Origin of the sequence: Pseudomonas sp. Irchel s3a12 (genome assembly GCF_900187485.1) — a bacterium.
GTDB lineage: Bacteria > Pseudomonadota > Gammaproteobacteria > Pseudomonadales > Pseudomonadaceae > Aquipseudomonas > Aquipseudomonas neuropathica.
Genome location: NZ_FYDN01000001.1, coordinates 559,582 through 573,188, shown reverse-complemented (window position 1 = coordinate 573,188; position 13,607 = coordinate 559,582). Strand labels below are relative to the sequence as shown.

The 13,607-nt window shown below is 60.1% G+C and carries 14 protein-coding genes; 9 read left to right on the top strand and 5 right to left on the bottom strand.

All coding sequences use genetic code 11. The features are described from left to right. Positions 1–199: 199 nt before the first annotated feature. From CKW14_RS02700 to CKW14_RS02665, 8 genes are all read left to right on the top strand, one after another. The gene (locus CKW14_RS02700) at positions 200–1,099 is read left to right on the top strand and encodes a LysR family transcriptional regulator (protein WP_095124581.1); all 900 of its coding nucleotides are present in this window, start codon (positions 200–202) and stop codon (positions 1,097–1,099) included. A 216-nt stretch (positions 1,100–1,315) separates the two neighbouring features. Beyond that, positions 1,316–2,161 (top strand): formate dehydrogenase accessory sulfurtransferase FdhD, encoded by an 846-nt coding sequence (gene fdhD, locus CKW14_RS02695; protein ID WP_095124580.1) that lies wholly within the window; start codon positions 1,316–1,318, stop codon positions 2,159–2,161. Next, positions 2,158–2,643, top strand: coding sequence for a cyclic pyranopterin monophosphate synthase MoaC (gene moaC / locus CKW14_RS02690; RefSeq protein WP_095124579.1), 486 nt, complete (start codon positions 2,158–2,160; stop codon positions 2,641–2,643). The genes fdhD and moaC overlap by 4 nt, the downstream gene beginning before the upstream one ends. Further along, positions 2,640–2,891 (top strand): MoaD/ThiS family protein, encoded by a 252-nt coding sequence (locus CKW14_RS02685; protein ID WP_095124578.1) that lies wholly within the window; start codon positions 2,640–2,642, stop codon positions 2,889–2,891. The genes moaC and CKW14_RS02685 overlap by 4 nt, the downstream gene beginning before the upstream one ends. A 3-nt stretch (positions 2,892–2,894) precedes the next feature. Next, positions 2,895–3,356: a molybdopterin synthase catalytic subunit MoaE gene (moaE, locus tag CKW14_RS02680; RefSeq protein ID WP_095124577.1), complete on the top strand. Its 462-nt coding sequence runs from the start codon at positions 2,895–2,897 to the stop codon at positions 3,354–3,356. Positions 3,357–3,816: 460 nt separating this feature from the next. After that, complete coding sequence (gene chrA / locus CKW14_RS02675; RefSeq protein WP_095124576.1) at positions 3,817–5,160, top strand: chromate efflux transporter; 1,344 nt, start codon at positions 3,817–3,819, stop codon at positions 5,158–5,160. A gap of 408 nt (positions 5,161–5,568) precedes the next feature. Then, the gene (locus CKW14_RS02670; protein WP_095124575.1) at positions 5,569–6,933 is read left to right on the top strand and encodes a glutamine synthetase family protein; all 1,365 of its coding nucleotides are present in this window, start codon (positions 5,569–5,571) and stop codon (positions 6,931–6,933) included. Positions 6,934–7,080: 147 nt separating this feature from the next. Then, complete coding sequence (locus CKW14_RS02665) at positions 7,081–8,364, top strand: FAD-binding oxidoreductase (RefSeq protein WP_095124574.1); 1,284 nt, start codon at positions 7,081–7,083, stop codon at positions 8,362–8,364. Between the two features lie 140 nt (positions 8,365–8,504). Here CKW14_RS02665 and CKW14_RS02660 read toward each other — a convergent pair whose 3' ends face one another. Both CKW14_RS02660 and CKW14_RS02650 read right to left on the bottom strand, forming a co-directional pair. Further along, a complete protein-coding gene (locus CKW14_RS02660) occupies positions 8,505–9,290 on the bottom strand; it encodes a DeoR/GlpR family DNA-binding transcription regulator (protein ID WP_095124573.1) in 786 nt (261 codons plus the stop codon). Between the two features lie 254 nt (positions 9,291–9,544). Beyond that, positions 9,545–10,438 carry a LysR family transcriptional regulator gene (locus CKW14_RS02650; RefSeq protein WP_218233127.1) on the bottom strand — a complete coding sequence of 298 codons (894 nt, stop codon included), beginning with the start codon at positions 10,436–10,438 and terminating at the stop codon, positions 9,545–9,547. Positions 10,439–10,523: 85 nt separating this feature from the next. Here CKW14_RS02650 and CKW14_RS02645 point away from each other — a divergent pair, with 85 nt between their 5' ends. Beyond that, positions 10,524–11,300, top strand: coding sequence for an NAD(P)H-dependent oxidoreductase (locus CKW14_RS02645; protein ID WP_095124571.1), 777 nt, complete (start codon positions 10,524–10,526; stop codon positions 11,298–11,300). A gap of 199 nt (positions 11,301–11,499) precedes the next feature. Here CKW14_RS02645 and CKW14_RS02640 read toward each other — a convergent pair whose 3' ends face one another. The 3 genes from CKW14_RS02640 to CKW14_RS02630 form a co-directional block, all read right to left on the bottom strand. After that, the gene (locus CKW14_RS02640) at positions 11,500–12,522 is read right to left on the bottom strand and encodes an AbrB family transcriptional regulator (protein WP_095124570.1); all 1,023 of its coding nucleotides are present in this window, start codon (positions 12,520–12,522) and stop codon (positions 11,500–11,502) included. Positions 12,523–12,663: 141 nt separating this feature from the next. Then, a complete protein-coding gene (locus CKW14_RS02635; RefSeq protein WP_095124569.1) occupies positions 12,664–13,086 on the bottom strand; it encodes an HD domain-containing protein in 423 nt (140 codons plus the stop codon). A 15-nt stretch (positions 13,087–13,101) separates the two neighbouring features. Continuing rightward, a complete protein-coding gene (locus CKW14_RS02630; RefSeq protein ID WP_095047953.1) occupies positions 13,102–13,491 on the bottom strand; it encodes a hypothetical protein in 390 nt (129 codons plus the stop codon). Positions 13,492–13,607 lie beyond the last annotated feature (116 nt).

The following is a 13,607-nucleotide window of genomic DNA, read 5'->3' as shown; positions in this document are numbered from 1 at the left end:
TCGACCGGCTCTATCGGTGCCTTTCACGTTGTTCAGGGCCAGTGAAACCGGGCCTGATAGAGCCGATCGATAGTCCCTTAAACACTTCCGATTGGACGAATAACCGTTCAGATGAGATCGTCGCATCCTGCGCTTTTCGTGCGCCTCGCGCATCTGCGTCAATACTCAATCAAAAAATCCTCATCAAGCAGGTGCCATCGTGGACATCAAACAACTCAAGTTCCTGATCGCGCTGGACGAAACCCGCCACTTCGGCCAGGCCGCCGCACGCTGCCACATCACCCAACCGACGTTGTCGATGCGCCTGCGCAATCTCGAAGACGAACTGGATCTGGTGCTGGTCAACCGTGGCCAGCGCTTTGAAGGTTTCACCCAGGCTGGCGAGCGTGTGCTGGCCTGGGCGCGCACCTTGCTGGCAGCTCACGACGGTCTGTTCGCCGAAGCGGCGGCGTGTCGCGGGCAATTGGTCGGTAGCCTGCGTCTGGGTCTGGTGCCGCTGAGCAGCTTCAACCCGGTCAATTACATTCAGGGTTTGTCCGGCACTTATCCGGAGCTGAAATTCAGCCTGTCGTCGCTCAGTTCCGACGAGATCATTGCCGGGCTGGGCAACAATCAGCTTGATCTCGGCGTGTGCTACCTCGATCACGTCAACCCGAACTATTTCGAGTTTTTCGAGATCGGCGAAACCCGCGTCGGCTTGCTTTACGACAACCGCCATTTCCATTTCGAAGGCTCGGAAATGAGCTGGGAAGACGCCGCCGAATTGCCGCTGGGGATGATCACCGCCGGCATGCATTATCGTAAATCCATCGATTTGAGTTTCCGCAGCCGTGGCCTCAGTCCACAGCCGATCATGGAAAGCGATTCGACCTATCAGCTGTTGCAGGCGATTCACCAAGGCTTCTGCTGCGCGATCATGCCGCTGGACAGCGGGCTTGAGGAGCCGATCGAGCACCTGTCGTTCATGCAGTTGCCGGATGCCAGTGTGCTGGCGCCGCTGGGGCTGGTGATGCGCAAGACCGAACCGCGCTCGGCGATTGCCGAGAAGTGTTTTGCCGAGGCGCGGAAGTTGTTTGGGGTAGAAGTGCCCGCTGAATAATTGATGTTGGATGTCAGACCGCCTTCGCGAGCAGGCTCGCTCCTACAGGGGAACGCATTCCAAATGTAGGAGTGAGCCTGCTCGCGATGGGGCCTGACCCGACAACACATATTTTGGTTGATCGACCAAAGCAATCACCACATCGGAACAAGCGATTGGACGCATTTTTAACGCCCCCGTAGCCTGAACACTCTTCAGCGCCTCGGGACTTTCAAGATGCTCTGCCAAGTCGAAACCGTCACAGAATCCACCAGCGAACCCAACGCCCCAGCACCGCAACCGGCGCAGGTGGCGTTTCGCGAATACCTGCCGGACGCCGCCCTCTCCCACGCAGCGCTGGCCTCGGAAATCGCCCTCGCCATCAGCTACAACGGCCTGAGCCAGGCAGTGATGATGGTCTCGCCCGGCAACCTCGAAGACTTCATCCGTGGCTTCAGCCTGAGCAACGCGATCATCGACAGCGTCGACGAGATCTACGACATCCGCCTCACGCATTTCGATCAGGCCTGTCAGGCCGAGGTGCAGATTTCCAGCCGGGCGTTCTGGGCCCTCAAGGATCATCGTCGGCAAATGACCGGCACCAGTGGCTGCGGCATCTGCGGCGTCGAAGCGCTGGAGCAGGCGTTGCCGCAACTGCAAATTCTGCAACCTTCACCGCTACCGCCGGCCGAGCATTTCGACGGCATCCGCCAACGCATCGAATCAGCTCAACAACTGGCGCGCAGCAGTGGAGCCCTGCATGCCGCGCTGTACTTCGACGCCAACGGTGAAGCGCTGCTGTGCCGCGAAGACATCGGCCGCCACAACGCCCTCGACAAGCTGATCGGCGCGATGCAGATCGACGCCATCGATGCTGCTGAAGGCTTCGTCGTGGTCACCAGCCGTTGCAGTCTCGAACTGATTCACAAAGCCGTGCGCGCACGCCTCGGCACCCTCGTCAGTCTGTCCGCGCCTACCGCGTTGACCGTGCGTTGGGCGCTCAAGCATCGACTCAATCTGATCCACGTGCCACATCGCAACGCCCCACGAATTTACAGCCCGCTCCAGGAGTTTTCCGCATGAGCCACACCCTCACCCACCTTGACGATCAGGGCCGCGCCAACATGGTCGACGTCAGCGACAAAGCTGCGACCCGCCGCGAAGCCAGCGCGCAAGCCTGGGTGCAGATGCGCCCGGAAACACTGCAAATGATCCAGGCCAACGGTCACCCGAAAGGCGATGTCTTCGCGGTGGCGCGGATCGCCGGCATCCAGGCCGCCAAACGTACCCACGAGCTGATCCCGCTATGTCATGCGCTGCTGCTCAGTTCGATTCGCGTCGAACTCAAGGCCTGCGAACCGGACCGCGTGCAGATCACCAGCACCTGCCGCCTCACCGGCCAGACCGGCGTCGAACTCGAAGCGTTGACAGCCGCCAGCGTTGCTGCGCTGACTATTTACGATATGTGCAAAGCGGTGGATCGGGCGATGGTGATTGGCGATATCCGCCTGCTCAGCAAACAGGGCGGACGCTCGGGGCACTTTCAATGGGAGGACGCGCAATGATCCTGATCAACTACTTCGCCAGCTACCGTGACCGGTTGAATCTGGGCGGTGAAAAAATTCCGCTGACTGATGCATTGGCCAGCGTTGAAGATGTGCGGCAAATGCTCATGCAGCGCGGCGATCTGTGGCGTGAAGTGCTCGGCGCCGGCAACCTGATGTGCGCGGTGAATCAGGAATTGTGTCAGCCGAGTCAGGTGATTGAGGATTTCGATGAAATCGCGTTTTTCCCGCCAGTGACCGGAGGTTGATCGATGGCTATTCGTGTCCAGCACAAAAACTTCGACGTCGGCCAGTTGACGGCTGATCTGCACGCGCGCAATCCACGGGTGGGCGCGGTGGTGAATTTCATTGGTTATGTGCGTGATCTGAATGTTGGTCAGAGCGTGAATGAACTGTTTCTGGAGCACTATCCAGGCATGACCGAAAAAGCCCTCGAACAGATCGCCGAAGAAGCCCGCGAGCGCTGGCCGCTGTTGGGCGTGGAGATTGTGCATCGGGTCGGTGCGTTGTCGGTGAGTGAGCCGATTGTGTTTGTCGGGGTTAGCAGCAAGCATCGGCATATGGCGTTCGAGGCGTGCGCGTTCATCATGGACGTGCTCAAGACTCGCGCGCCGTTCTGGAAGCGTGAGACTACGCCTGAGGGTTCTCACTGGGTCGAGGGCCGTGAGAGCGATCGGGATGCGGCGTTGCGCTGGAGCCTGGCGCATGCCTGAAGAGCAAAAGCCCCTCACCCTAACCCTCTCCCAAAGGGAGAGGGGACTGATTGGGGGATATTTCAGAAGTACGCCGACCTGAAACAGTTGCGGTGAATCCATAATCGATAAGATCTTTCAGGTCGACGGCTGACGCCAGACACCTCCGTCGGCCCCTTCTCCCTTAGGCGTTTGGCTGATGACCCAATCCATAATCGACTCGATTTTTCAGGTCGATGGATAACGCCAGACACCGCGGTCGGCCCCCTCTCCCCAAGGGAGAGGGGACTGATTGGGGAACATTGCAGAGATTTACCGACTTGAAAGATTGGCTCTGAATCCATAATCGACTCGGTCTCTCAGGTCGATGGATAACGCCAGACACCTCGGTCGGCCCCCTCTCCCTCTGGGAGAGGGCTGGGGTGAGGGTTGAAAGTCTGATTAGATAGCCGCTCCGCCAGGATTCAACCCGGAGTCTCGCTTGAGCACAGCGCCGAACAACCTGCCCCGCCCCGATCCCGTCACCCTGAGCCAGGCCTGGCGCTTCTGGCTGAAACTCGGCTGCATCGGTTTCGGCGGCCCGGCCGGGCAGATCGCGATCATGCATCAGGAGTTGGTCGAGCGCCGACGCTGGATCTCTGAAAAGCGTTTTCTGCACGCGCTCAACTACTGCATGTTGCTGCCTGGCCCCGAGGCTCAGCAATTGGCGACGTACATCGGCTGGCTGCTGCATCGCACCTGGGGCGGTGTCATCGCCGGTGCGTTGTTTGTGCTGCCGTCGTTGTTCATTCTGATTGGCTTGTCGTGGCTGTACGTCGCGTTCGGTGACGTGCCGGCGGTGGCCGGAGTGTTTTACGGGATCAAACCGGCAATCACCGCGATTGTGTTGCACGCTGCGCATCGCATCGGCTCGCGCGCCCTGAAGAATGCCTGGCTATGGGCGATTGCCGGGGCGTCGTTTGTGGCGATTTTCGCCTTCAATGTGCCCTTCCCTTTGATCGTCCTCGGGGCCGCGCTGATCGGCTATCTGGGCGGACGATTCGCGCCGCAACGATTCAGCAACGGCGGCGCGCGCAACAGCGAGAAATCCTTCGGCCCGGCGTTGATCGACGACGATACACCGGCCCCCGAACATGCCCGTTTCAGCCTTGCGAGGTTGCTGCGGCTGCTGTCGGTCGGCGCCGCGCTGTGGTGTTTGCCCATGGCGATACTGACTGCACTATTTGGCTGGGACGGCACGTTCACACAAATGGCCTGGTTCTTCACCAAAGCCGCCCTGCTCACGTTTGGCGGCGCCTACGCGGTGCTGCCTTACGTCTATCAGGGCGCCGTCGGGCATTACGGCTGGTTGACGGCAACGCAGATGATCGACGGCCTCGCCCTCGGCGAAACCACCCCGGGCCCGCTGATCATGGTGGTGGCGTTTGTCGGTTTCGTCGGTGCCTACGTGCAACCGGCGTTCGGCCCCGAACATGCCTTTGCCGCCGGGGCGCTGGCGGCAACGTTGGTGACCTGGTTCACCTTCCTGCCCTCGTTTCTGTTCATCCTCGCCGGCGGGCCGTTGGTGGAATCGACGCACAACGAACTGAAGTTCACCGCACCGCTGACGGCGATCACCGCTGCCGTGGTCGGGGTGATTCTGAACCTGGCGTGTTTTTTCGCCTACCACGTGTTCTGGCCGAATGGTTTTGCTGGGGCGCTGGATGTGTTTTCGCTGATGCTGGCGGTGGCGGCAGCATTGGCTTTGTTCGTTTTCAAACGCGGCGTGATCAGTGTGTTGATCGTTTGCGCCCTCGCCGGGCTGGGCTTTCACCTGATGCGCTGAACTTTGGCCCGCGAATCTCCCGTTTACACGCCCGCGAATTCCCCCTTACTATCCGGGCACACCGGTCGGCGGCTCAGCCCGCCACCGACGTTTTCCGCCAACGGAAACACGCGTTATGAGTACGTCACTACAACAACCAGAATCGTTGAACGTCTCTACCCTGCGCCCCCTCTCTCACAGGGGCGGCGTATGAATCGTATCGTCAATCTCCCCATGGCCCTGCGCCGTTCCAAGCTGCGTCACTCCGCACGCCCGCCGGATATCGCCCGGTCTGTCTGATCGCGTCCGTTAAAGAACCGCGACAGTCCCCTACTTCTTGATATCCCTGCCAGGACACCTACGCCTTTTTGTCGCGTCGTGCCCGGCCCGAATCTGCGCGCCTGTGCGGCGCCATCGTGAGTGATCGTTATGAAATTCGCAGCTATTGAAGACGCACGCCTGTTCCTTGAACAGAACCCCGATATCGACATGATCGAGCTGTTTATCCTCGACGCCAACGGCGTGCCGCGCGGCAAGCTGTTGCACCGCGAAGAACTGCTTGCCGTGTACCAAAGCGGTCGGCCGCTACCCAGCACCATCCTCGGCCTGACCGTACAGGGTGAAGACGTCGAAAACTCCGGTCTGGTCTGGGATGTCGGCGACATCGACTGCCGTGCCTATCCGCTGGAAGGCAGTCTGGTACGCCTGCCATGGCGCAAGATTCCGACCGCCGCCGTGCAGGTCAGCATGCATCCGACCGAGGGCATGCCCGCGAGCATCGCCGACCCGCGACACTTGCTGATCAAGGTTATCGACGGGCTCAAGGCCGAGGGTTATCACCCGGTGATGGCCTGCGAACTGGAGTTCTACTTGCTCGATGCCAAACGCGATCACAACGGCCGCCCGCAACCGGCACTGGACGCGGACGGCGGTCGACCGCGACACACCCAAGTCTACGGTTTGCGTGAACTGGAGCAGATCGAACCGTTCCTCGCCGACCTCTACAGCGCCTGCAAACTGCACGGCATTCCGGCGCGCACGGCGATCTCCGAATACGCGCCGGGTCAGGTGGAAATCACCCTTGAACATGGCGATGCGCTGGAGGCGATGGACCAAGCCGTGCGCTACAAACGTCTGGTCAAAGCCATCGCCCATAAGCACGGCATGCAGGCAACGTTCATGGCCAAGCCGTTCGATGATCTGGCCGGCACCGGCATGCACATGCATGTGAGTCTGGCCGATGGCGAGGGACGTAACCTCTTTGCCTCGGAAGACCCGGCCGGCACCCCGCTGCTGCGTACGGCGATTGGCGGCATGCTCGCCTCGCTACTCGATTCGTTGCTGCTGTTCTGCCCGAACGCCAACTCGTACCGGCGCTTCCAGGCCAATAGCTATGCACCGTTGGCGCCAACCTGGGGCGTCGACAACCGCACCGTCAGCCTGCGTGTTCCCGGCGGCCCGGCCAATACCCGGCACATCGAACACCGCATCTGCGGCGCCGATGCCAACCCGTATCTGGCCGCAGCGGCGATCCTTGCCGGGATTCATCGTGGTATTCGTGAAGACATTGATCCGGGTGCGCCGGTGGAAGGCAATGGCTATGCGCAGGCGAAGGAATTGCTGCCGACGGATTGGCTGACGTCGCTGCAGGCGCTGGAGAATTCGGTGTGGGCACGGGATGCCTTGGGGCAGGAATTTCTCGGGGTGTATCTGGCGGTGAAGCGTGCCGAGTATCGGCAGTTCATGGCCGAGGTGGGTGAGCAGGATTGGCGCTGGTATCTCACCGAGGCCTGAAGACTCACCCCTACCCCCTGTAGGAGTGAGCCTGCTCGCGATAGCGGTGTGTCATTCAGCAATAATGTGTCTGACATGGCCTCATCGCGAGCAGGCTCACTCCTACAGGGGAGCGCGTACAACCTAAGAATTCGTGTGGACACTGACATGACCGAACGCTGCAATTCCTACTACACTGCCACCCTCAATCAGGACACCAACTACCCGACCCTGCAAGGCCGGCACAAGGTCGACGTGGTGATCATCGGCGGCGGCTTCACCGGCGTCGCCACCGCTGTCGAACTCGCCGAAAAAGGCCTGAAAGTCGCCATCGTCGAAAGCCACAAGATCGGCTGGGGCGCCACCGGGCGCAACGGCGGACAAGTCACCGGCAGCCTTTCCGGCGATGGTGCGATGCGCAAACAGATGCGCGCGAAACTCGGCGACGAGGTCGATGATTTCATCTGGCACCTGCGCTGGCGCGGACATGAAATCATCCAGCAACGCGTCGACAAGTACGGCATTCAATGCGATCTCAAACACGGCCACTTACACGCTGCGTACAAACCCAGCCACATGACTGATTTGCGTAAGGATTATGAAGAAGCCGTGCGTCGCGGATTGGGCGATGAGGTCAGCCTGCTCGACCGCAGTCAGGTACGTGATCTGCTGCAAAGCGACCTGTACCACGGCGCAATCAAGAACACCCGCAACATGCATCTGCACCCGCTCAACCTGTGCATCGGTGAAGCGCGGGCGGCGGAAAGTCTTGGCGCGCTGATTTTTGAAAACAGCGAAGTGCTGGAGATCATTCACGGCGCTACGCCTGGCGTAAGAACCGCCCACGGCCAGATCGACGCCAAGCAGGTGATGCTCGCCGGCGACGTCTATCACAAGCTCGAACCGGGACAGCTCAAGGGCAAGATTTTCCCGGCCATGGGCGGCATCGTCACCACCGCGCCACTGGGCGATCTGGCAAAACAGATCAACCCCGAAGACCTCGCAGTGTACGACTGCCGTTTCGTGCTCGACTACTACCGCCTCACCGCCGACGGCCGCTTGCTGTTCGGTGGCGGTGCCAACTACAGCGGCAAGGATTCACGGGACATCGCCGCCGAACTGCGCCCGTGCATCGAGCAGACCTTCCCGGCGCTCAAAGGCGTGCAGATCGACTACCAGTGGAGCTGCGCAATGGGCATCGTCATCAACCGCATCCCGCAACTGGGCAAGCTCTCGGATAACGTCTGGTATTGCCAGGGTTACTCGGGGCACGGCATCGCGACGACGCACATCATGGGCGAAATCATGAGCCGCGCGATCACCGGGCAGATGGAGCAGTTCGATACGTTTGCCCAGTGCCAGCACATCCGCGTGCCGATGGGGGATTTGTTGGGTAACCCGTTGCTGGCGGCGGGGATGTGGTATTACCAGATGCTTGAGCGACTTCGCTAAGCCTGTGTTGATCCTGCTGACCCCATCGCTGGCAAGCCAGCTCCCACAGTGTCCGTGGCGTACCCAAATTTCATGTACACCGCAAAAACCTGTGGGAGCTGGCTTGCCAGCGATGAGGCCATCAGCCCCACTACAAAACTTCAATCCGCCAACTGCTCGACCACAATCCCCAACCGCCGGTAATCCTCGACACTCCCCGACGCCACATGCCGCTCGGTAATCAGCGTATGCAGGCGCGAACACGGCGCCACCACAAACGGCTCCACCGCCCCCAACTTATCCGCCGTGGTCACCGCAATCACCCGCGCCGCGCCCTCTAGCATCGCCTGCTTCACCGGCACTTCATCAAAATGCAGCGAGGTAATCCCCACTTCCGGATGAATCGCACACACCCCGGTAATCGCCAGATCCGCCTTGATCCCGGCCAGCAGCCGCAGCGCCTCATGCCCACCCGCCGCCATCGTTCGCGGGTTCAACTGGCCGCCAGCGAGAATCACTTTCACACCCTTGAATTCGGACAAGGCAATCGCCGTCATCGGTGAGGCGGTCACCGCCGTGATGCTGATATCGGCACGCAACGAGCGCGCCACCTGCAACGTGGTCGAGCCGGAATCGAACAGCACAATCTGCCCGTCTTCAATCTCCTGCGCCGCTCTTTGCGCCAAACGGATCTTGACCTCATCCGTCTCGTCCAGCCGGGTGAAGTAGTCCTTGCCGGAGTCTTTCGGACGCGGCAGCGCCCCGCCGTGCACGCGCTGTACCAGCCCGGCATTGTCCAGCTCGGCGAGGTCGCGGCGGATGGTGTCTTCGGAGACTGCGAAGTGCTGACTCAACTCGGACGCCATGACTTTGCCGTCACGTTCGAGGAGCAAAAGGATTTTCTGCCGGCGCAGGGATGGTAGTTCAGCCGCGGAATGATCGTGCATGGTTGTGCCTGTTTGTGCTTGTAATTGCAGGTTTCGCGAGATTAGCGAAAGCCCCGAGCAAACACAAACCGACCGGGTATCAATGGTTTCGATCTTTGGAATCAACAAGGCGAATTTTTTCTTTGCTTTCAACCTGTTCAGAATGGCCCCACTCTAAAAGGCTCAGGATGAACACCTCATGAATCTCAATTTTGCGTTTGCGTGCATGATCGTCGTGTCGTTTGCGATTGCCCTCGGCCACGCCTGACAGCGCCTCAGACCGACGCCAGCAATTGCTCGCGCAACCATTTGTGCGCCGGATCGCGGTGCGAACGTTCACCCCAGAACATCGCCATCTCGTAGCCCGGCACCTCCAGCGGCACGTCGACCACTTGCAACGCCGGGTTGCCGCGCACCAGGCGTGACGGCAGCATCGCCACCAGATCGGTGCTGGCCAACACCGACATCGCCATCAGAAAGTGCGGCACCGACAACACCACTTTGCGCATCAGCCCGACATCGGCCAACGCCCGATCGGTCACCCCGAAAAAGCCCCCGCCCTCGCGCGACACCATGACGTGTTCCAGCGCGCAGAATTGCTTGCGTGTGGGTGCAGACTTCAATCCCGGATGGCCAACTCGACCAGCCAGCACATAACGCTCGGTGAACAGCGGCCGCCGATGCAACTCCGGCGGCGCGTCTTCGCTGATGTGCAGCGCCAGATCAAATACACCCTGCTCGGCCTGTTTGACCAAATGCGCCGGGGTCAGATCGACCACCGCCAGCCGCGTGCCCGGCGCCTGTACGCGCAAGCCGTTCAGCGCCGGCAGCACCACCGTCGTCTCGCCGTAATCGGTCGCGGCGATTTTCCAGGTGTGCGTCGCCTGCGCCGGGTCGAACGCACTGGCCGGCGCCACCGCCCTCGCCAACGCCTCCAACGCTTCGCGCAACGGTTCACGCAGTTCATCGGCGCGCGCCGTCGGGCGCATACCACGCGGCCCGGGCAACAGCAGCGGATCACCAAAGATGTCGCGCAACTTGGCCAGATGCACGCTCACAGACGGCTGCGACAGGTTCAGCCGTTGTGCCGCGCGGGTGACGTTGTGCTCCGACAGCAACACATCGAGGGTCAGCAGTAGATTGATATCCAGCCGTCTCAAATTATTCATGGCTATACCAGACATATCAGACATTCATTTCCAATATACCTGTTGAACGCCGATCCTGCTGTTACTCAGCTAACGGAGCTTCAACATGAATGTCTTACTCGTTTACGCGCACCCAGAACCGACGTCCCTCAACGGCTCGCTGCGCGACTTCAGCGTCCAGCGCCTGCAAGCCGCCGGCCACACCGTGCAGGTCTCCGACCTCTACGCGATGAACTGGAAAGCCACCCTCGACGCCGACGACGCCCCGCAGCGCGACGCGACGAAACCGTTCCACGCCTCCCTCGACTCGAAAGTCGCCTACGCCGAAGGCACTCAGGCTGCCGACATCGCCCGTGAGCAGGAGAAACTGCTATGGGCTGACGCGCTGATCCTGCAGTTTCCATTGTGGTGGTTCACCATGCCGGCGATTCTCAAAGGCTGGGTCGATCGGGTGTACGCCTACGGTTTTGCCTACGGTGTTGGCGAACACTCCGACAGTCGTTGGGGCGAGCGTTATGGCGAAGGGAAAATGCAAGGCAAACGGGCGATGTTGATGGTCACCACTGGCGGCTGGGAGTCGCATTACGCGCCGCGCGGGATTAACGGGCCGATTGATGATTTGTTGTTTCCGATTCAACACGGGATTTTGTACTACCCCGGTTTTGAAGTAGTGCCACCGTTTGTGGTGTATCGGACGAGTCGGATGGATGCGGCGCGGTATGCCGAGACTTGTGATGAGCTGGGGCGGCGGCTGGATGAGTTGTGGAGTGCACGGCCGATTGGGTTTCGGCAGCAGAATGGCGGCGAATACGAAATTCCTGCTTTGACGTTGAAGAGCGATATCGCACCGGATAGCGAAGGCTTCCAATCACACATCCGCTAGCGCCGCCCTCTCCCAGAGGGAGAGGGGACTGACCGAGTTGTTTTTTCGAGCTACGCCGACCTGGTATATCGAGCCGAACTCAAGTTTTGAACAGCCCACAATCGGCTCCCTTCCCCCTCGCCCCCTTGGGGGAGAGGGCTGGGGTGAGGGGGACGGATCTAACTGACACACCGCAACATGCAGGCATCAGTGGCTCCGGTCAGGCTTCTTCGCGCGCCCGACGCACCTGCACCAACAACGCCGGCGCGAAATGCAGCAACACCATCCGGCTCAGATGGTGAGTCAGAATAAACACCACATTCAGCCCGCCACCAAACGCGACAATCGCAATCGTCTCAATCGCCCCCGGCATATACGCCAGCCATAGCGACAGCGGATCGCTGCCCAACCAGCGTGCCGCGACTTCAGCAAACACCGCCGCGACCACGATCATCAAACCAACCGAGACCAACGCCGTGCGGCCGTGACGCGTCAGCTCCGCGAAGCCGAGACCTTGAAACCGTGAGCCGATCCGCACGCCGAGAATCAGCGCCGCAAGATTCAAACTCCAGTCTGGCATGTGAAACCCGTGCAACCATCCCGATTTCACAAACACCGCCGTAATGATGATCGCCGTGAGCATGAACGGCGCCGGTACACCGATCACCAGCAGTAAGCGCCCGAGCAGCACGCTCAACGCGATCACCGAAAACGCGGTCAGTGCCATGCCTGTCGTTAAAGGATCACCATCGGCAACCGCCACGGCAGCGGCTTGACCGGGAATCAAGAAACTCACCAACACCGTGATGAGCAGCAAGCGCATCAGATGCACGATGATGACCTTGCTCGACGCCTTTTCCGACTCGAGTAGATCGAACACTGCGGCCAGCGCACCGGGATAAACCGCCAACAGCGCATCAGTGCGGTTCCAGCCTGCACCGCGCGTCAGCCACCATCCGGCCAATGCGATCTGCACTGCCAGGCAAATCAGCAACACGCCGAGGCTCGGCAACATCGTCGAGGCCGTCTCGCTGTCCCACGCTTCGAACATCAGCCCGGTGGCGATGCCCAGCGTGACCTGGATGTAGCCCAGTCCATAAGGAGTTGCCGGCGCGATACCAGTTTTGCTGGCAAACAATGCGGTAACGACAATCGAACCCAACAGTAAACCGTGGGGCACACCTTCGAACTGCAACAGCGCACCGAAACCGGCAGCAATCAACAAACACACAATGGATTTCATAGTCGCCTTCCTGGCTTTTTACCTGACACACCACAACCCGTGTAGGAGCTGCCGAAGGCTGCGATCTTTTGACTTTTGTTTTTAAAAGCAAGATCAAAAGATCGCAGCCTTCGGCAGCTCCTACAGGGGATGTATTCGTTTTCAGCCGCGCAACCGGCCAATCGCCCGGCGGTATTTTTCGATTCGTTCGAGGTCCTCCCAACTCGGCGAGGCAATCCGCGACAGGTCGCTGTTCTCTTCCAGATCCGCCAATTTCACCACCCGACCGATCGGGTTCTGCGCGGCGCGGTCGACGAAGTCTTCATAGGACTCGCCCGGCACTTTGGTCACGGATTCGATAGCGCTCAAAACTTCCTCGCTGAAACCTTCCTTGCGCAAGTCATCGAGACTGATACCGCAATCCTCAACCACATCGTGCAGCACGGCGACGATGCGTTCTTCCTGCGTGCTCATGCGCAACATGACTTTCAACGGATGCAGAATGTACGGTGCACCGCCCTTGTCGACCTGCCCGGCATGAGCCGTGGCGGCAATGGCGATAGCGCGTTCGAGGGTCTGGGTCATGGGAGTCTCCGAGGGTTAGACGCCGTAGCGGCCGCCGACATGGATGTTGCGTTTGAGCCAGTTGCCGATTGCTTTCAATCGTCCGACTGGCTCCGCAGGCCCGGAATGACGCTGAAGAATCAACGACACCAAGGTAGCCTGATCGGCTTTCGGATGAGCATCGATCAATTCGGCAACCCAGGCACAATCAGCCTTGTTCAGATGCTCACGCCAATCGCCGGGCCAGGCGTCCAGCTCATCCAGCGCCAACCATCGCGCACCGCCCTGCTCGGCATGCCCGCCACCTATTGACTGCTCGAAACACAAAGGCGTGGCCGGCCGGGACAGGTCGATGCTGAAAATGTAGACGTCGTGGGTTTTGTGTTGCGTCGTGGGAGCGTTGTTGCGGCTACCGATGACCATCATGGTGATGCTCCATTCCTTGGGCGCTAATGTTTCTGATTGTTTCGCAGTGTACGCGACGGGAGCAAATCAAAAACCCGATGGAACCTCCCTCCTCCACAGAATCTCGAATCTGTATT